12 protein-coding genes are annotated in these 17,491 nt (G+C 61.4%); 8 read left to right on the top strand and 4 right to left on the bottom strand.

Annotation, left to right across the window (positions count from 1 at the left end; translation table 11 throughout):
- The first annotated feature begins 4 nt into the window (after positions 1-4).
- Positions 5-967, top strand: coding sequence for a glycosyl hydrolase (locus AC5YUO_RS16265; RefSeq protein WP_496155952.1), 963 nt, complete (start codon positions 5-7; stop codon positions 965-967).
- A 52-nt stretch (positions 968-1,019) separates the two neighbouring features.
- Here AC5YUO_RS16265 and AC5YUO_RS16260 read toward each other — a convergent pair whose 3' ends face one another.
- Positions 1,020-2,204 carry an AGE family epimerase/isomerase gene (locus AC5YUO_RS16260; RefSeq protein ID WP_496155951.1) on the bottom strand — a complete coding sequence of 395 codons (1,185 nt, stop codon included), beginning with the start codon at positions 2,202-2,204 and terminating at the stop codon, positions 1,020-1,022.
- A 433-nt stretch (positions 2,205-2,637) separates the two neighbouring features.
- On the opposite strand from AC5YUO_RS16260, the gene bcsN reads away from it, so the two are divergent.
- The 5 genes from bcsN (at position 2,638) to AC5YUO_RS16235 (ending at position 11,683) form a co-directional block, all read left to right on the top strand.
- A complete protein-coding gene (gene bcsN, locus AC5YUO_RS16255) occupies positions 2,638-3,540 on the top strand; it encodes a cellulose biosynthesis protein BcsN (RefSeq protein ID WP_496155950.1) in 903 nt (300 codons plus the stop codon).
- Positions 3,541-3,634: 94 nt separating this feature from the next.
- Positions 3,635-5,824 (top strand): UDP-forming cellulose synthase catalytic subunit, encoded by a 2,190-nt coding sequence (gene bcsA / locus AC5YUO_RS16250; RefSeq protein WP_496155949.1) that lies wholly within the window; start codon positions 3,635-3,637, stop codon positions 5,822-5,824.
- Positions 5,821-8,307 (top strand): cellulose biosynthesis cyclic di-GMP-binding regulatory protein BcsB, encoded by a 2,487-nt coding sequence (locus AC5YUO_RS16245; protein WP_496155948.1) that lies wholly within the window; start codon positions 5,821-5,823, stop codon positions 8,305-8,307. Before bcsA ends, AC5YUO_RS16245 begins: the two co-directional genes overlap by 4 nt.
- Positions 8,304-9,359: a family 8 glycosyl hydrolase gene (locus tag AC5YUO_RS16240; RefSeq protein WP_496155947.1), complete on the top strand. Its 1,056-nt coding sequence runs from the start codon at positions 8,304-8,306 to the stop codon at positions 9,357-9,359. Before AC5YUO_RS16245 ends, AC5YUO_RS16240 begins: the two co-directional genes overlap by 4 nt.
- Positions 9,350-11,683: a tetratricopeptide repeat protein gene (locus tag AC5YUO_RS16235; protein ID WP_496155946.1), complete on the top strand. Its 2,334-nt coding sequence runs from the start codon at positions 9,350-9,352 to the stop codon at positions 11,681-11,683. Before AC5YUO_RS16240 ends, AC5YUO_RS16235 begins: the two co-directional genes overlap by 10 nt.
- Before the next feature lie 27 nt (positions 11,684-11,710).
- Here the strand turns inward: AC5YUO_RS16235 and AC5YUO_RS16230 are convergent, their stop codons facing one another.
- Both AC5YUO_RS16230 and AC5YUO_RS16225 read right to left on the bottom strand, forming a co-directional pair.
- A complete protein-coding gene (locus tag AC5YUO_RS16230) occupies positions 11,711-12,865 on the bottom strand; it encodes an amidohydrolase (RefSeq protein WP_496155945.1) in 1,155 nt (384 codons plus the stop codon).
- 60 nt (positions 12,866-12,925) lie between these two features.
- A complete protein-coding gene (locus AC5YUO_RS16225; protein ID WP_496155944.1) occupies positions 12,926-14,572 on the bottom strand; it encodes a GNAT family N-acetyltransferase in 1,647 nt (548 codons plus the stop codon).
- A 235-nt stretch (positions 14,573-14,807) separates the two neighbouring features.
- Here AC5YUO_RS16225 and AC5YUO_RS16220 point away from each other — a divergent pair, with 235 nt between their 5' ends.
- Together AC5YUO_RS16220 and AC5YUO_RS16215 are read left to right on the top strand one after the other, a co-directional pair.
- Positions 14,808-15,542 (top strand): SDR family NAD(P)-dependent oxidoreductase, encoded by a 735-nt coding sequence (locus tag AC5YUO_RS16220; protein WP_496155943.1) that lies wholly within the window; start codon positions 14,808-14,810, stop codon positions 15,540-15,542.
- Positions 15,543-15,578: 36 nt separating this feature from the next.
- The gene (locus AC5YUO_RS16215; protein WP_496155942.1) at positions 15,579-16,931 is read left to right on the top strand and encodes an aspartate aminotransferase family protein; all 1,353 of its coding nucleotides are present in this window, start codon (positions 15,579-15,581) and stop codon (positions 16,929-16,931) included.
- Positions 16,932-16,970: 39 nt separating this feature from the next.
- Here the strand turns inward: AC5YUO_RS16215 and AC5YUO_RS16210 are convergent, their stop codons facing one another.
- Complete coding sequence (locus tag AC5YUO_RS16210) at positions 16,971-17,408, bottom strand: EamA family transporter (RefSeq protein ID WP_400812750.1); 438 nt, start codon at positions 17,406-17,408, stop codon at positions 16,971-16,973.
- Positions 17,409-17,491: the final 83 nt, after the last annotated feature.

The following is a 17,491-nucleotide window of genomic DNA, read 5'->3' as shown; positions in this document are numbered from 1 at the left end:
TGTCATGCAGATAACAAGAAGAAAACTTCTGTTCGCGGGTGGCGCCGCCGCAGCCTTTACCGCCGGCATGTATCCGGTGCTCAAGCTCGACGCACAGGGTGTCGCCCCCATGACCTCGACGGGCATGAAGACACTCGCCGACAAAAGACCGACATTGCATGCGGACGGTATCCGCTTCGGCGCATACGATCCGCACGGCGATTTCACCGGTCAGGCAGGGGTAGCGACGGAACATCTGTTCCTGCCCTGGGAGGACGTGGATCTCGACAGTCTGGCGCTTGCGGATGCCTATGCGCTGGAACGCAAGCGCAACGTGCTGATCACGGTCGAACCCTGGTCGTGGGACGTCAACTGGCGGCTCACCTCCGACGAGTTGCGCCGCAAGGTACTGAGGGGCGATTACGACGAGAACATGCGGGCGATTGCCGCGCGCATGTCGGCGATGAAGAGCCCGCTCATCCTGCGCTGGGGGCAGGAAATGGAAGACACGTCCGGCCGCTTCTCGTGGTCGGGCTGGAATCCGCAGGACTACATCACAGCCTATAAGCGCATGGTGGACATGACCCGCAAGGCGGTGCCCGGGGTCAAGGTGATGTGGTCTCCGAAAGGTCTCGATGGCCTGCGCGTCTACTATCCGGGTGACAACTACGCGGATCTGGTCGGTCTCTCGGTCTTCGGTCTCGAGGACTACGACAAGATCGAATATGGTGGACCGAAGACCTTCACCGATCTGCTGCGCAAGGGCTATGGACTTGTCGAAACCTTCAACAGGCCGGTCTGGGTTGCCGAACTGGGCTATGAAGGCGGCGATTCCTATGTTCGCCCGTGGATGAACGACGTGACGTTGAAACAGGCGGATTTTCCGAAGCTGGAAGAGGTCGTCTATTTCAACGACAAGGATGTTCATGCCTGGCCGCACAATCTCGGCAAACCGGACTGGCGCGTGGTGCGCCCGGCCAAGGCTTGACTGATCTCTGAAGCCGGCGAGCGGCCGACGCCGCTCGCCCGGTGGGGCAGGTTTATTGTTCCACCGCCAGCACCGCCTCCGCCTCATAGATGGCGCAGACGATGTGATAAAACGTGCTTGCCGGCGCCGGCTCGTCGAGCATTGGCGTGTCGGCCGGCCATTTGTCGAACCACAGGCCCTTGACCGGCGTGTCGAGGAAAGGCTGCAGCGCGCCGATGGCGCTGAGACCGGAGGCGAGGTAACGCTGCCGTTCCTCACCGCCCGTGACGCTCGCCAGCCGCACCGCAGCCTTCAGCCATTCCGTCTGCGGCCACAACCGCGCCAGCCCGTCATGCACCGAAAAATCGTCGTAGAGGCTCATCACCGCCACCTTGCGGCGCGGGCAGATGCCGTATTCCTCGCCGATCTCGAACAGCCGTTTGGCCTTGTCGATCGCTTCGCCATTGCCGCGCAGGCTGCCCCAGCGCACCAGAAGCCAGGCCCATTCGAACTGGTGGCCAGGCTCCATGATCCGGCCCTTGTCGCTCGCATGGGGCGTCCAGTCATGGCCGAAGAATTCGCGCAAGCCGCCATTGCCGCCATCGATGAAGCGCTCAAGCGCAAGACCCGCGATCTCGTCGGCCAGCGCCGACCACGGACCATCCGGGTCCTGCTGCTCCCAGGCCAGCATCGCCTCGAAGAGATGCATGTGCGGATTGGAGCAGAGCGGCGTGCGCGGCGGGTTTGCTTCCTCGAAGCCGGCGACCGGGTGTTTGTAATCGCGTTCGAGGATGGCAAGTATATCGAGCGCCCGGCCGCGCATCTCATCCCTGCGTTCGGGAAGGCTCGCCGCCGCCTGCGCGGCGGCAAACAGCGCAAAGGCCTGATTGTAGAGATCGAAGGAGGGATCGATCAGCCGGCCGGTCTGGTCGGCAAGGTTGCCGTAGAGACCGTTTTCGAGGCGATAGACCGTCTCGAACCAGGAGAGCCCATGCAGGAGCGCGTCTTTCCACGGCCCCTGCCAGCCATGCTGACCGGCGGCGGCGAAACAATAGGCCTGGCGCGGCTGCACGCGGGCACGGCGGTCATCGGAAAAAACCGGTTTGGCATCCTGGCCGAGACGTTCGTAAAAACCGCCATCCGGACGGGCCGAACCCGCCTCCAACCACAGCGGCAGGGCGTCCTCATCCAGCCATTTGCGTAATCTTCCGATCTCTTCGGCAAGCGTCTGCGAAATGCTCGGAAATGGCAAGGTCATGCGTCAACTCTCTGTTTTTACAGTTGAATAAAAAATGGACCAATAAAAATACGTCATTATGGAGCCAAGTAGACCATGGGACATATTGCGCTGCAACCGTAAAATTATAGGCCTGACAGGAAGCCAACCTTTGGCGGGGCTATTGGTTCCACGCTCTTCCACAGTAAACACGGGGTGGTAACGCTGATTCGCAAGTCATAAAGTGTCAGAAATTACAACGCAAATTTGAGATTGCTTATTCGTAGTCCTCCCGTATTTCGTAACAATGGTCTGGTCATTAGTGATTCGGTCTCCTTTTAACCTGGGCGGCGTTGGGGAAATAAAGGGGCGCAAGGCAGTGAGATTTTCTGCCTTTACTTCATTGCTGTTCTCCGTTGCGGTTCTTTCGGGCTGCAATACTCCCGCGGGCGTTCGGTCGTTCGGGGGCGCGCAGATGTTGTCTCCTTCCGAGGCGCTGATTTTCCCGCCACCCGGCGGTCCCGAAATCGTTACCGTGGTCAACCGCACCTATTCCAACGCGGTGGCGCAGCAGGTCATTTTGCGCTCTGAAGCCACGACGCCGGGGCAGAACTATATCAAGGCGGAGTTTTTTGGTCCGCAACAGGCTGGCGATACCGATGGCGACGCTCTGGCTTTCACCGGTTTCAAGGCATCTTCCCTCGCGAGGGAAATCCGCGCCGAGTTTCCGGGCGAAAACATCGCCATGTCGGCAAATTACCTGCAGAACGGTTATGGTGCGTTTTCCTATGCTGCCGGCGGCGGCCGCGGCGACGATACCTGCCTTTACGGCTGGCAGGATATACGCTCGCCGGAAAGCATGCGGCAGGATTTCCGCAATCTCGGGCGCATCAAGGTGCGGCTGCGCCTCTGCCAGTCGGGCGCGACTGTCGAGCGGTTGCTGGCGGTCATGTATAATTACACGATAACAGGCACCTATGCCTCACCAAGCTGGAACCCTTACGGCACGCCGCAGGCGGTGGATAAGAATCTCGGCCGGCCGGGTCATCCGGTCTATCCCACAAAGGCGGATGAGGTGCCGATGCGGCCGGGCGGCGAGGTGACCGCGAGCGTGCCGCCCCGGCCCGCCCATCGCGCGGCTGCCGTTGCACCGCCCGCCCAGCCGGAACCACAGCCGCTTCCACCCGTTGCTGCGGTCAGTATCCCGTCGCCCGCATCGGCGGGGGCGCCAGTCCAGACCGTGAGACCTTCAGTGGCGGGCAGGCGGGTAGACGGAGGGCCGGTGGAAAGTGGCCGGCCATCGTCTCAGGTTCCGCAGGTTTCCATTCCGTCGCCCGCCTGCCTGTCCGGTTCGGGAGCGGCGCCAGGATGCAGGTGATCGCCGGAACCAGGGGGAGAGAAGGCGTAAAGACGCAGATCGCAAAAATTCCGGGCCGAGATTCCGGGTGGGGAAGACAACGGAAAGTTTCTGGATGAGCAAGGCCCTCACAATCATTGTCTGGTTACTTGTGTCGCTCTGCGTTCTGGCCATCATCACGATGCCGGTCAGCCTGCAGACGCATCTGGTCGCCACGGCGATTTCGCTCATTCTCCTTGCAACGATCAAGAGCTTTAACGGGCAGGGGGCCTGGCGTTTGGTGGCGCTCGGTTTCGGCACGGCCATCGTTCTGCGCTATGTCTACTGGCGCACCACCAGCACGTTGCCGCCCGTCAACCAGCTCGAGAATTTCATTCCCGGCTTTCTGCTTTATCTGGCGGAAATGTACAGCGTCGTGATGCTGGGCCTCAGCCTTGTCATCGTGTCGATGCCGCTGCCGTCGCGCAAGACGCGGCCCGGTTCGCCCGATTACCGGCCGACCGTCGATGTCTTCGTGCCGAGCTATAACGAGGACGCGGAGCTTCTCGCCAATACGCTCGCCGCGGCCAAGAACATGGATTATCCGGCCGACCGTTTCACCGTCTGGTTGCTGGATGATGGCGGCTCGGTACAGAAGCGCAATGCCAGCAATATCGTCGAGGCGCAGGCGGCGCAGCGCCGCCACGAGGAGCTGAAGAAGCTCTGCGAGGACCTCGACGTGCGTTATCTGACGCGTGAGCGCAACGTTCACGCCAAGGCTGGAAATCTCAATAACGGTCTTGCCCATTCAACCGGCGAGCTCGTGACCGTGTTTGACGCCGACCACGCGCCAGCCCGCGACTTCCTTCTGGAAACGGTGGGCTATTTCGAAGAGGATCCGCGGCTCTTTCTGGTGCAGACGCCGCATTTCTTCGTCAATCCCGATCCCATCGAGCGCAACCTGCGCACCTTCGAGACGATGCCGAGTGAAAACGAGATGTTTTACGGCATCATCCAGCGCGGCCTCGACAAATGGAACGGCGCCTTCTTCTGCGGTTCGGCCGCCGTGCTGCGGCGCGAGGCGCTGCAGGACACCGAAGGCTTCAGCGGCGTCAGCATCACGGAAGATTGCGAAACGGCGCTGGCGCTGCATTCGCGCGGCTGGAACAGTATCTATGTCGACAAGCCGCTGATCGCCGGGCTGCAGCCGGCCACTTTCGCAAGCTTTATCGGCCAGCGCAGCCGCTGGGCGCAGGGCATGATGCAGATCCTGATCTTTCGCCAGCCGCTGTTCCGGCGCGGTCTCTCGTTTACGCAGCGCCTTTGCTACATGTCGTCGACGCTGTTCTGGCTGTTCCCGTTCCCGCGCACCATCTTCCTGTTCGCACCGCTGTTCTACCTGTTCTTCGACCTGCAGATTTTCGTGGCCTCGGGTGGCGAGTTCTTGGCCTATACGGCGGCCTATATGCTCGTGAACCTGATGATGCAGAACTATCTTTATGGCAGCTTCCGTTGGCCGTGGATTTCGGAGCTTTACGAATACGTGCAGACGGTTCACCTCCTGCCCGCCGTCGTTTCGGTGATTTTCAATCCCGGCAAGCCCACCTTCAAGGTGACGGCGAAGGATGAATCCATCGCCGAGGCGCGGCTTTCGGAAATCAGCCGGCCGTTCTTCGTCATTTTCGCGCTGCTCTTGGTGGCGATGGCCTTTGCCGTATGGCGCATCTATAGCGAGCCCTACAAGGCGGATGTCACGCTCGTGGTCGGCGGCTGGAACCTGCTCAATCTCATCTTCGCGGGCTGCGCGCTCGGTGTCGTTTCCGAGCGCGGCGACAAGTCGGCGTCGCGGCGCATCACCGTCAAACGGCGCTGCGAGGTCAAGCTCGAGGGCAGCGATGCCTGGGTGCCGGCGTCCATCGATAATGTGTCGGTGCATGGCTTGCTGATCAATCTCTTCGACAGCGCGACAACCATCGAAAAAGGCGCGACGGCCATCGTGAAGGTCAAGCCCCATAGCGAGGGTGTGCCGGAAACCATGCCTGTCAACGTGGTGCGAACGGTGAAGGGCGAGGGCTTCGTCTCGATCGGCTGCACCTTCTCGCCGCAACGCGCCGTCGATCACCGCCTGATCGCGGACCTGATCTTCGCCAATTCGGAACAGTGGAGCGAATTTCAGCGGGTGCGCCGCAAGAACCCCGGCCTTATCCGCGGCACGGCCATCTTCCTGGCCATATCGCTCTTCCAGACGCAGCGCGGCCTTTATTATCTGGTCCGGACGCTTCGGCCTGCTCCCAGAGACGCCAAACCTGTCGGAGCGGTAAAATGACCGGCCGTAAACCCATCCGGGATTCTCTGGCAATGTTGGTATGGGGAGCCGTCGCCACGGGCGCTATGGCGCAGTCCTCCCCCTTCGACATGTCGCCGGAACGGCCCGCCCAGACTGCTCCGGCACCCGTGCCGCCGTCCACCGTTGCGCCTGCCGCGCCGCGCCAGCAGCCTTCTGCCCAGTTGCCGGCCCAGATACCGGCCCAGACGCCGTCGCAGCCATCGGTCCCGCCGCCGCAACAGCGCCCAGTCGTTCCGTTGCCGCCGCCGGTTTCGGCTCCATCGCCTCAGCAAAGCGCAAGACCTGTTCCCGCGCAGACCTCTCGGCTTAGCGCCGACAGCCGCCGCCGCTACATCCTGCCCTATGAGAAGCTCAGCCTTTCCGGTGAGATGGACCGGCGGCAATGGAGCATCTATCTGACGCCGGAGCAGGTGAATGCCGCGGTTTCGCTCAATATCGGTTATCAGAACGCCATCGTGGTCGCGCCGGAAAGTTCGAATTTTCAGGTCAGCCTGAACAATGTCGCGCTGGATGCCGCGCGTATCGAAGCGCCCGACAGCGAGGGCAATGTCTCCTTGAAGATCCCGCCCGGCGTCTTGCAGGTCGGCTCAAATATCGTGAGACTGGGCGTGCAGCAACGCCATAGAACCGATTGCACGATCCAGTCCACCTACGATCTTTGGACCGATATAGACCCAGCCAATACCTATATCGGCTTTAATGCGGATGTCGCCGGAAGCTTTGCCAATATCGACGATATTCAGGCAACGGGGCCGGATGGCAAGGCGATGACGTCGATCGAGATTGTCGCGCCGGCACTTGGCAATCCGGCATTTGCGGATTCTCTCCTGCGTCTTTCACAGGCGTTGGCGCTTAGAACCCAGATGCCGAACCAGACGATCCGTTTCGTGGCCGCTCCTTCCACTGAGCGCAAGGCGGGCACGCTGACGGTTTTCGTTGGCACCGCTCGCGAGATTGCCGGAATTGCCGGAACGCTGCCACCCGAGGCTTCGGCGGGCGCTTTCGCCGGCTTTGGCGCCTCAGCGCCGGGCGGTCTTTCGCCGCTTTTTGTCAGCGGCCCCACTCCGCAGGCGGTGCAGGCGGCAATCGAGACGCTGTTTTCGTCGATATCGCGCACACCCGGTGCGCAGAGGACGACTTTTTCGACCCGAAGCTGGCATGCGCCGGATGTGCCGCTCGTCATGTCGGATCGCCGTATCGCGCTTTCCGAACTTGGTTTCGAAAGCACCGAATTTGGCGGCCGGCGTTTCCGCAACGAATTTTACGTCGGCATGCCCGCCGATTTCTACGCCTCGGCCTATGGCGAGGCGTCGCTTCTCCTCGATGCCGCCTATTCGTCGCAGGTACTGCCAGGCAGCCATGTCGATATCTACGTCAATGACCAGATCGCCTCGACCGTGCCGATTTCCAACAATGGCGGCGGCATTTTCCGGCATCTGCCAATCAATGTGACAATGCGTCATTTCAAGCCCGGGCCGAACAAGGTGACCATCGAGGCGGTGTTGATGACGGCGCAGGATCAGGCCTGTGCGCCCGGTGCGCCCGCCAGCGCGACGCCGCGTTTTGCGTTGTTCGACACGTCGGAACTGCATATTCCGGACTATGCGCAGATCGGCCGCAAGCCGGATCTCGCCGCGATGGCTGGGGCCGGACAGCCCTATCGGACCGGCGGAACGCCTGTCGCCCTCTCACTCGACCGTTTCGACACCGACACCATGTCTGCGGCAGCCACGCTGATCAGCCGGCTGGCGAGTGTGGCGGGGCATCCCATCGACATCGAGACTGTCGCTTCGCCGCTAGTGATCGGTGATCGCGACGCGCTGTTCGTCGGCACGATTTCGCAATTCCCGCAGGCATTGATCGGTCAGTTCAATCTCGTTCCCTCCAGTCAGATATCCTGGAAAATGGGAACCGGCGTTCAGCCGCCCGCTCAGAGCAGCGAGACCCTCTTCAACGACTGGCGCGAGCGGGTGGATGGCGGTGTTTGGGAGGGGCAGGTATCTTCTCTCGAGGAATGGATGAAGCGGAATTTCGACCTGAGTTCGGATACGCTGCGCTTCTTGCCGGCAGCCGAGCAGCTTTATGCGCCACCCGGCAATGTCTCCTTCATGCTGGCACAGGGACTGAGCCCCTCCGGCGACGGGGTGTGGACGCTTGCGACTGCACCGACATCGGCGGAACTTCTTGACGGCATGGCGGCGATGACACGGGAAAACCGCTGGCGTGGCGTCACGGGACGTGTTGCCGCTTATGATGCGGCTGCCGAAAAGCTCGAAACGGTGGAGGTGGAGCGGCCGTATTTTTACGTCACGCGGGCTTTTTCCCTTTCCAACTGGAGGCTGGTCGCCGCCAACTGGCTGTCTTCCAACGTTCTTTCCTATTCGCTGGCGTTCATCGGCTTCGTGTCTCTCCTCGGCCTCGCCACGTTCACGATGCTGCGCATGATGGGACGGCATCGATGACGAACGGGATCTCGAAACTGGCCGGCATTCTCTTCCTGTCCATCATGACGATGATTGCAGGTATTTCCACCAGCCGCGCCTCCTCGGTTTCACCGGAGGCGTGGTCTGCCTATAAAGGCGCGTTTCTCGATCCCGGCGGCCGTATCATCGATACCGGCAACGACAATATTAGCCACAGCGAAGGCCAGGGCTACGGCATGTGGCTTGCCGTGCTTGCCGACAATCTGTCCGACTTCGAACTGATCTGGAGCTTCACGCGCACCGAGCTTTTGGTGCGTGACGACGGACTTTCCGCCTGGAAATGGGATCCGCGCACCAAACCGCATGTAACCGATATCAACAACGCCACGGATGGCGATATTCTGATCGCCTATGCGCTGGCGCTGGCGGCCGGGCAATGGAACCGGCAGGATTATGCCGAAGCATCCGCGGCCATCGCATCCGCCATTCTGAAGAGGACGGTGGTGCAACGCGGCGGGCGAACGCTGCTTCTGCCGGCGGCCAGCGGTTTCGACGAGAATGACCGGGAGGACGGGCCAGTGGTCAATCCTTCCTATCTGATTTTCGAGGCCTTTCCGGTGCTCAATCTTGTTGCGCCATCGCCGCTTTGGAAAGCCCTTGCCGATGACGGTGTGGCGCAGATCGGCACATTCGCTTTCAGCGATAGAAAACTGCCGGCCGACTGGGTATCGGTGAAGACGAAGCCGCAGCCGGCAGCGGGTTTCCCGCCGGAATTCGGCTATAATGCGGTGCGCATACCGCTTTATCTCGCAAGGGCGAATATGGGGTCGCCGGAGCTGCTCGTCCGGCTGAAAGGCGGCATGACGCTGGAAAGCGGCGCTGCCGGAACCTTCGATCTGAAGAACGGAGCGGTCAAGGACGTCCTGTCCGATCCCGGCTATCGCATCATTCCGGCGCTCGCGGGTTGCGTCGGCGGCGGGGCGGCCGTTTCCGCCGAACTTAAAAACTTCCAGCCAACACTTTATTATCCTTCCACATTGCATCTTCTGGCATTGTCGTTTCTGGCAAGGAATAACGGGGAATGCCGATGAACAAGCCACTGTCGACCTCGGCTCTCATTCTGCTTCTGATTGCGCTCGCGGCCTTCCACTGGCGCGACAGCATTCTCGGGCGGGTGTCGGACGTGCATACCTCGGCGGTCGGCGACAACCGGGCGGCACAGCGTGTTTTGCCGACGACGGCCAATCCGGCGCAGATCAACGCTTTCGTCAAGAGCCGTGAAATGGCGCAGGTAACGCAGCCTGCGACACCGCCCGTCACGGTGCCGGCGACCGATCCACTGCCGGTGACACAGGCCGGCGGGCAGGCACCGCAGACACAGACGGCGCAGGCACCGGCCCCGCGCGCCACCCAGCCTGCCTCGTCCGATATGCCCGAGGTCGATCTGAGCGCGTTGCGCTATTTCGCGGCGAGGGGTGATACGCAGCGTCTTCAGGCCGAGATCGCGCGCCTGCGCACGCTTTATCCCAACTGGACGCCGCCTGCCGATCCTCTCGCCATTCCCGAAAACGGCGATCCGCGGCTCGATGCCATGTGGCAGCTTTATACCGACGGCCGTTATGCCGAAGTGAGGAAGGCGATTGCCGACCGCCAGCAGGCGGAGCCCGGCTGGCAGCCGCCCGACAATCTGACGGGCATGCTGTCCCTTGCCGAGGCCCGCCAGCGGCTCGTCAATGCTTCCGATCTCAAGCAATATGCGACAGTGGTGGACACGGCCGCCAACAATCCCGGCCTGCTGACCTGCGGCGAGGTTGATGTCCTGTGGCGGGTTGCCGATGCCTTCGCGAATACCGACCGAATGGGACGGGCGCGCGACGCCTATCTCTACATTCTCAACAATTGCACGGTTGCAAGCGACAGGCTCGCCACCGTGCAGAAGGCATCCGCGCTTTTGCCGGCGGAAATGATGGACGATCTGCTGGCCAAGGAAAAACCCGGCGCGGACGGTCAGCTGGAATTCGAACCCGTCAAGAACGATCTCGCCCGTCAGTTCGTGGCCAAGGCAGGGGAGAAGGAGGGCGTCACCGCTCCCTCGGCCTATGTGATGCGGCTTCAGCGGCTTGCCGAGACCGACAAGCTTGCAAGCGACGCCCTGCTGCTCGGCTGGTACAATATCCGCCAGAAGAACATGGCGGAGGCGGAAAAGTGGTTCCGCAAGGCACGGGAAGAGGAAGACAGCGCATCGGCCTCGCAGGGGCTGGCGCTGGCGCTGATCGACCGTAACGAACCGCGCGAGGCCGAGGACGTCATGTATAAATGGCGCAAGGCTTCCGACGATGCGCTTGCGACCTATCTTGCCGCAACGGCCAATCTTCTGGCGCTGGAGCCGCCGGTCGTACTGCCGCCGGATGTGCTGCAACGTATCGCCGCCGAAACGGTGGCGCGCAAGGATGCGGCGACGGCGCAGCAATTCGGCTGGTACTCGCTTGCCTTCCGGCAGACGCCGCTTGCTTTGCAATGGTTCAGCACTGCCCTTGGCTGGAAACCCGATGATGAGCCATCGGCCTATGGCATGGCTGTCAGCTACCACGATCTTCGCAACCTCGCCGGCCTGCGTGGCATCCAGCAGCAATGGGGAGGCCGTTCGCAACGTATCGCCGATGTCGGAACGGCGCGCATGGTGGACCAGTCCGGGCAAATGGTTGCTCCCGTAACCGCGCCGCCGGTTGTCGCACAGGTGACGGCGCCGCCCGTGCAGACCGCTGTACCGCAGGGCGAGACGGCGGTGGTGTATAACCCGCCTGTCGTCCAGCAGTCTGAACCTTCGCGCAAGCAGGCGCGCCGCCCCGTGCAGGTGCAAAGGGAAACCAGCGCCGCATCGCGCCCGCGTTCCTGCGCGGCCTATCCCGATCCGCAACGTCTGCCGCCACAGCAGGCGCTCGATCTCGGCTGGTGCCTGATGGAGACGAACCGGCCGGCGGAGGCCCTTAAAGCTTTCGAATCCGCTATTGAAAGCGGTCAATCCAATGTCAAAAGTGATGCTGCCTATGGCCAGAGCCTTGCCTATCTGCGCATGGGCTTGACGGACCATGCGGCCGTCTCGGCGACGAAATCGCGTATGGATCGCCCGCGCGCGACGGAACTGCAGGTCTCGATCCTTGCCGATCGAGCGGTTTCCGCGTTCGGGTCGAAGCGATATGCCGAAACGCTTCTCCTGCTAGACCAGCGGGCGCGGCTGGCGGATGAGCGCACGGACCTGATGGTGCTGCGCGGTTATTCCTACCTCGCCATGCGCCGTTATGGTGAGGCCGCCCAGATTTTCGAAAGCCTGACCGCTATCGGAAACAAGGATGGCATCCGGGGACTGGCTGCGGTGCGCGCCGCCCGGCCGAGCAACGGTCCGCAAGGCGGCTGACGGGCGGCTGGATGAAGCCGATTGCTGCTATTCCGCGTCGGTGAGGTTGCGGATGATGCGCATGAAGATGCGCGCGCCAGTGCCGATCAGCGCATCCGGAAAGTCGTAATCCGGATTGTGCAGATTGGGATAGTCCAGGCCTGCGCCGAGAAAGAACATCGCCGATGAGGAAACGGCGCGGAAGCGGCCGAAATCCTCGGAAGCGCGCATGGGCAGACCCTCCGAACCGTGGGAGATTTTTTCCTCATCCAGCGCGCGCCGGATATGGCCGACCGCGTCAGGCGCATTTTCGCAATGCAGGAAAATATCGTCATAGGTGATGTCAAGCGTCAGCTTCTGTTCGTCCGCCACCTTTTTGGCCAGTGTTTCCGCAGCCTCACAGAGTTTTTCCATCCGGTCGTCGGTCAGCGTCCGGAGCGTTGCCCAGATTTCCGCGTCGGCGGGGGAAATGCCGAAGGCGGCTTCGCCCATCACGGCATGGGTGATCGTCACCATCGAAAAATCGGGCTCTGGCGGGAAACCGGAGCCGAGTTCGGCCAAGGCCGGCATCAGCCGTGATATTGCCCGCATCGGGGAAACGCCGTGTTCGGGCGAAGACGCATGCGCCGTCTTGCCGGAAAGGCGGATCTTGACGCCGCGTGACGCGCAGTTGACCGGTCCCTCCAGGACGCTGACATGGCCGAAAGGCAGGCCGGGCAGATTGTGCAGCGAAAAGGAATAATCCGGCTTTATCTGCCCGAAGCGCGGGTCGGCGAGGACGGCGGCGGCGCCCGCGCCGGTTTCTTCCGCCGGCTGATACAGAAGGATGACGCGGCCGGTCTCCGGGCGATGCCGGGAAAGGCCGAGCGCCAACGCCGTCAGAATGGTGGAGTGGCCGTCATGGCCGCAAAGATGGCCCTTGCCATCCGTGCCGGAGCGGTGTTCGGCGTCACTCTTTTCGTGAATGGGCAGGGCATCGAGTTCCGAACGGATCAGGATCGCCGGGCCGCTTTTGCCGCTGTCATAGACCGCAGCCACGCCGTGGCCGCCGAGATCGGCGAAAAGCTGGTCGGGTTGCGCCTGCTCGAGAAAAGTGCGGATGCGCCGCGCCGTTTCCTTCTCCTCGCCGGAGATTTCCGGATGACGGTGCAGATCATGGCGAAGCTCGATGAGATCGAGCATGTCCTTGTTGGTCAGAAACATCAAAAATCCTTGCAAGTCGTCCGGCCGGTTTTTCCTGCCGCAACTTACAGGGCGTTGGCTTTAATGCAAAACCTTTGGCGGGTGCCAGCGTTTGCCCGCCGCTTTCGGCTTGATGGCGAGCGTGACGACATCTGTCGGCAGCGGAACCCTGGTTTTTGCCAGTTCCAGCCGGGCAAGGGCTGCACGGGCCTTTTCCGCATATTCCAGATGTGCCGCATCGTCCGAATGGTAGTGCTGCAACCTGTCGAGGATTTCCGCACCTTCCATCGTTCTTTCGGCGGCAATCAGCGCCACGGCGCATTTGTAGAGCGCTTCCCGGTGGAAGGGAGCGCGATTGGTCACCTGGCGGAAGGCCTCGGATGCCTCGTGATAATGCTGCTGCGCCAGCCGCGCCTCGCCGATGCGCAGCCACAGGACGACGGGTTCCTGGCCGGCGGCCAGAAGGCTGAGAAAGGCGATTTCGGCCTCCCGGAATTCGCCCCGGTCGAACAACAGATTGGCGAGCCCGAACTGCGCGCCGAGATGGTCCGGTGCGGCGGTCAGCACCTGCGCAAAGGCAATATTGGCGGCCGCCTTCTGGCCGGTCTTATAGAGTTTGAGGGCCTGTTCGTAGACGAAACGGATGCTGCGCGGGTGAAGCGTGCCGCCGAGATTGTCGCCCGAGCGGGTGCGGAACAGCGTGCAGCTCAGCTTCTGCTCTTCCGGCCCGAAGAAATATTTGTAAGGCTCGTTGCCGCGCAGGAAATCATAGGTCTTGAAGCCCTGCTCGATTGCCCTGCGAATGCAATGGCCATGCAGCACAAGGCCGGGGGAAGGGGTCTTCCAGTTCTCGTCGCGGCCGGTAATGTAAAACAGGACCGATTTCTTCTGGCGGTCGATAATATTGGCGAGCGCGCCGAGCGGCTGGTCGCCGAACCACAGTACCGGCACTTCCAGATCGCCACGGATATAGACATCCATTAGCATTTGCCGTGTCGCGCCGATCAGAAGCTCCGTGCGCTCCTTGCCCTTGTGTGGCGCCCAGCGGATGCGCCAGAAATCGAACAGGATGTCCATGTCCCGTTTGATCGTCTCCCTCGTCGCGAAGGTGATGCGATATTCGTCGCCACCCTCGACCTTTCTCAGGAAACGCCTGAGCTTCTGCCGGGTCTGGCTGCTCATATGGCTGTCGAGATAGCCGTCGAACGTCTCCGGCAAGGCCACCACCGGGCAGATGCAATTGTTGATGTTGTAGGGGTTGGTCGGCATGTTGTCGCGAAACATGACGAGCGGGCCCTGAAGGGCGCGGATCATTGCGTCGCGGCGTTCCGGCGGGCCGGAGAGGTAGTCGAGCTTCAGCTCGGTCCAGTTCTGTTGCCTTATGTATGAACAGAAACCGGCAACCGCATGATTTTCATAGTCCGGCAGGGTTATGAAACCGGTGTAATCCGCCGCCGCATTGCCGGCCATGACGATGCTGTCGTGGAAACGTCCGGTTTTCTTGTCCGGTTCGGTAACGAGGCGCAGCGGGAAAAACGCCACATAGGGCGAGCCTTCCGGTCGTTCGCGCAGCGCAAGAATGAACCAGCGCCTGCGGCGCGGCATATAGTCCCTCAGCCATCCCCAGGAGAGGAAATGCCGGGAATGGGGATCGGCCATGAACACCGCATCCCAGTTTTCCCGGATCGCCTCGAAGCCGGCGTCCGTGTCGATGATATCGATGCGCATTCTTGCCCCCTCCCAATACTGATCACACATTCGGGAGGCTTCATTTTATGGGTAAACGGTCGGCTTCAAATATTCCCTTCGGGTGAAAGCCGTGCATCAAATGGGATTAGCCCGTCCCCGGTTTACCATCGCTGTGCCGCGACAAAAAAGACCTTGTCAGCCCGTGGCAGCGCTCTAACATGCGGGGCTGAATGCGCGGCCGGCTCAACGGTCCGCATGGCACAGGAGTTCTCATATGGCTGTTCCTTTTATGCTTCTGACCGGCGCAAGCCGCGGAATAGGGCATGCCACCGTCAAGCTGTTTCAGGAAAAGGGCTGGAGAATTCTCACCGTATCGCGGCAACCCTTTTCCGAGGAATGCCGCTGGCCGTCGGCGCGGGAAAGCCATATTCAGGCCGATCTGGAGGACCTGTCCCGCATTGACGACCTGGCGGACGAGGTGCGTTCCCGCCTGCCGGAGGGAAAACTTGCGGCGCTTGTCAACAATGCCGGAATTTCGCCGAAGGGTGAAGGCGGAAGCCGCCTCGGCGTGATGGATACGACGGCGGAAATCTGGACGCGGGTGCTGAACGTCAATCTCGTTTCGACGGCCCTGCTCGCCCGCACGCTTTTGCCGGAACTGGAAGCGGCAAAAGGCTCCATCGTCAACGTCACGTCGATTGTCGGCTCACGCGTACACCCTTTTGCCGGCGTGGCCTATGCCACGTCGAAGGCGGCGCTCGCGGCGCTGACGCGGGAGCTTGCGCATGAGTTCGGCCCGCGCGGCGTGCGCGCCAATGCCATTGCGCCGGGCGAGATCAACACCGCCATCCTCTCGCCCGGAACGGCGGAGCTGGTGGAAGCCCAGGTGCCGCTCGGGCGGCTCGGCACCACGGCCGAGGTGGCGCAGACCATCTATTTCCTGTGCTCGGAACAGTCGAGCTACATCAACGGCGCGGAAATTCACATCAATGGCGGCCAGCACGTCTGACACGCCGAGCATCAACCGAAAATGGAGCCTTCATCGATGACCATCCTGCCGAATTCCGTCGAGGCACGCGATATCGCCTATCAGATGCATCCGAACGTCAATCTGCGCAAATTCGAAAAGACAGGTGGCCTTGTCATCGAGAGCGGCGAGGGCATCTATGTCACCGACAGTAGCGGCAAGCGCTATATCGAGGCGATGGCCGGGCTGTGGTCTGTGGCGCTCGGTTTCGGGGAACAGCGGTTGGTGGAAGCGGCGACGAAGCAGATGCAGAAGCTGCCCTATTACCACACTTTTTCCTACAAGACGCACGGCCCGTCGGTCGATCTCGCCGAGCTGCTGATCGAGCTTTCACCGGTGCCGATGTCCAAGGTGCATTTCACCTCCTCCGGCTCCGAGGCGAACGATCTCGTCGCCAAGATGGTCTGGTATCGCTCCAATGCGCTGGGCAGACGAGACAAGAAGAAGATCATCGGCCGCATCAAGGGTTATCATGGCGTGACGATCGCATCGGCCTCTATCACCGGCCTGCCGCGCAACCATGAAAGCTTCGACCTGCCGCTGGACCGAATGTTGCATACGGCCTGCCCCTCCTATGTGCATTTCGGCAAGGAAGGGGAAAGCGAAGCGGAGTTCACCGCGCGTATCCTCAAGGAATTGGAGGATTTGATCCTCCGCGAAGGGCCGGAGACCATCGCCGCTTTCTGGGGCGAGCCGGTAATGGGCGCGGGCGGCGTTCTCCTGCCGCCGGAAGGTTATTGGGAAGGCGTGCAGGCGATCCTGAAGAAATACGATATTCTGCTTGTGGTGGATGAGGTGATCTGCGGTTTCGGTCGAACCGGCAAGATGTTCGCCTGCGAGACCTATGGCATCAAGCCGGATGTGCTTGTCGTCTCCAAGCAGATTTCGTCTTCCTATATGCCGCTTTCGGCGATCATCATGAATGACAATTTCTACCAGCCGATTGCCGATGAATCCGACCGTATCGGCTCCTTCGGCCATGGTTACACCGCTTCCGGCCATCCGGTCGCGACGGCGGTGGGGCTGGAAAATCTGAAGATCATTCAGGAACGCGATCTGGTCGGCAATGTCGCCCGGCTGGAGGGCAAGTTTCTCGATCATCTGAAGGCGCTGGCCGATCACCCGCTCATTCATTCCTCGCGCGGTATCGGCCTCATCGGGGCGCTGGAGGTGAAGCCATGGGAAGGCATGAAGCCGGGCGATACCACGCTCGCCCTTGCCGCAGCCATCGAGGAAGAGGGTGTCATCACCCGGCCGATTGGCGAATCCATCTGCTTCTGCCCGCCGCTTATCATTACGGCCGAACAGCTCGATGAGCTGTTTGCCGGCGTGAGGCGTGGTCTCGACAAGGTCGCGGCGGCCCGAGGCTGATAACTCCAGCGATTGTGCCGGCCGGTTTATCCAGCTGATCTATCCGCGGTAGGCCACGAGCACCGCGCCGCAGGCGATCAGCACCACGCCGAGCCAGTTGGGCAAAGACAGCCTTTCGCCCAGAAACAGCACCGCAAAGACGGCGACAAACACGACGCTCAGCTTGTCGATGGGCGCGACGCGGGCGGCATCGCCGAGTTTCAACGCCCGGAAATAACATATCCACGATGCGCCGGTCGCCAGTCCCGAAAGTACGAGAAACACCCAGGTTTTGCCCGAGATGGTGGAAGGCTGCTGCCAGTTGCCGGTGAGATAAACCATCAGGCCCGCAGCGGCGAGAATGACGACGGTGCGGATGAGGGTGGCGAAATCGGAATTGATGTTTTCGACGCCGATCTTCGCAAAGATGGCAGTCAAAGCCGCAAAGGCCGCCGATAGCAGTGCCCAGAATTGCCAGGCCAGAAACAGGTTCTTCATGCCGCCGCTCCACTCATCACATTGGTTAAGTGTCGGCTCTACCGCATATTCCGGCCGATAAAAACCCCGTTTGACGGGTGTAA

Source organism: Agrobacterium sp. LEGMi-208b, assembly GCF_059511785.1.
This window is presented reverse-complemented; position numbering and strand designations above follow the sequence as displayed.

Excerpts from the sequence above, each read along its gene's own strand:
- AC5YUO_RS16260 (WP_496155951.1), bottom strand. The coding sequence starts at position 2,204 with ATGACCTTGCCATTTCCGAGCATTTCGCAGACGCTTGCCGAAGAGATC.
- bcsN (WP_496155950.1), top strand. The coding sequence starts at position 2,638 with ATGTTGTCTCCTTCCGAGGCGCTGATTTTCCCGCCACCCGGCGGTCCC.
- AC5YUO_RS16215 (WP_496155942.1), top strand. The coding sequence starts at position 15,579 with ATGACCATCCTGCCGAATTCCGTCGAGGCACGCGATATCGCCTATCAG.
- AC5YUO_RS16240 (WP_496155947.1), top strand. The coding sequence starts at position 8,304 with ATGACGAACGGGATCTCGAAACTGGCCGGCATTCTCTTCCTGTCCATC.
- AC5YUO_RS16210 (WP_400812750.1), bottom strand. The coding sequence starts at position 17,408 with ATGAAGAACCTGTTTCTGGCCTGGCAATTCTGGGCACTGCTATCGGCG.
- AC5YUO_RS16220 (WP_496155943.1), top strand. The coding sequence starts at position 14,808 with ATGGCTGTTCCTTTTATGCTTCTGACCGGCGCAAGCCGCGGAATAGGG.
- AC5YUO_RS16230 (WP_496155945.1), bottom strand. The coding sequence starts at position 12,865 with ATGTTTCTGACCAACAAGGACATGCTCGATCTCATCGAGCTTCGCCAT.
- AC5YUO_RS16235 (WP_496155946.1), top strand. The coding sequence starts at position 9,350 with ATGCCGATGAACAAGCCACTGTCGACCTCGGCTCTCATTCTGCTTCTG.
- AC5YUO_RS16245 (WP_496155948.1), top strand. The coding sequence starts at position 5,821 with ATGACCGGCCGTAAACCCATCCGGGATTCTCTGGCAATGTTGGTATGG.
- bcsA (WP_496155949.1), top strand. The coding sequence starts at position 3,635 with ATGAGCAAGGCCCTCACAATCATTGTCTGGTTACTTGTGTCGCTCTGC.
- AC5YUO_RS16265 (WP_496155952.1), top strand. The coding sequence starts at position 5 with ATGCAGATAACAAGAAGAAAACTTCTGTTCGCGGGTGGCGCCGCCGCA.
- AC5YUO_RS16225 (WP_496155944.1), bottom strand. The coding sequence starts at position 14,572 with ATGCGCATCGATATCATCGACACGGACGCCGGCTTCGAGGCGATCCGG.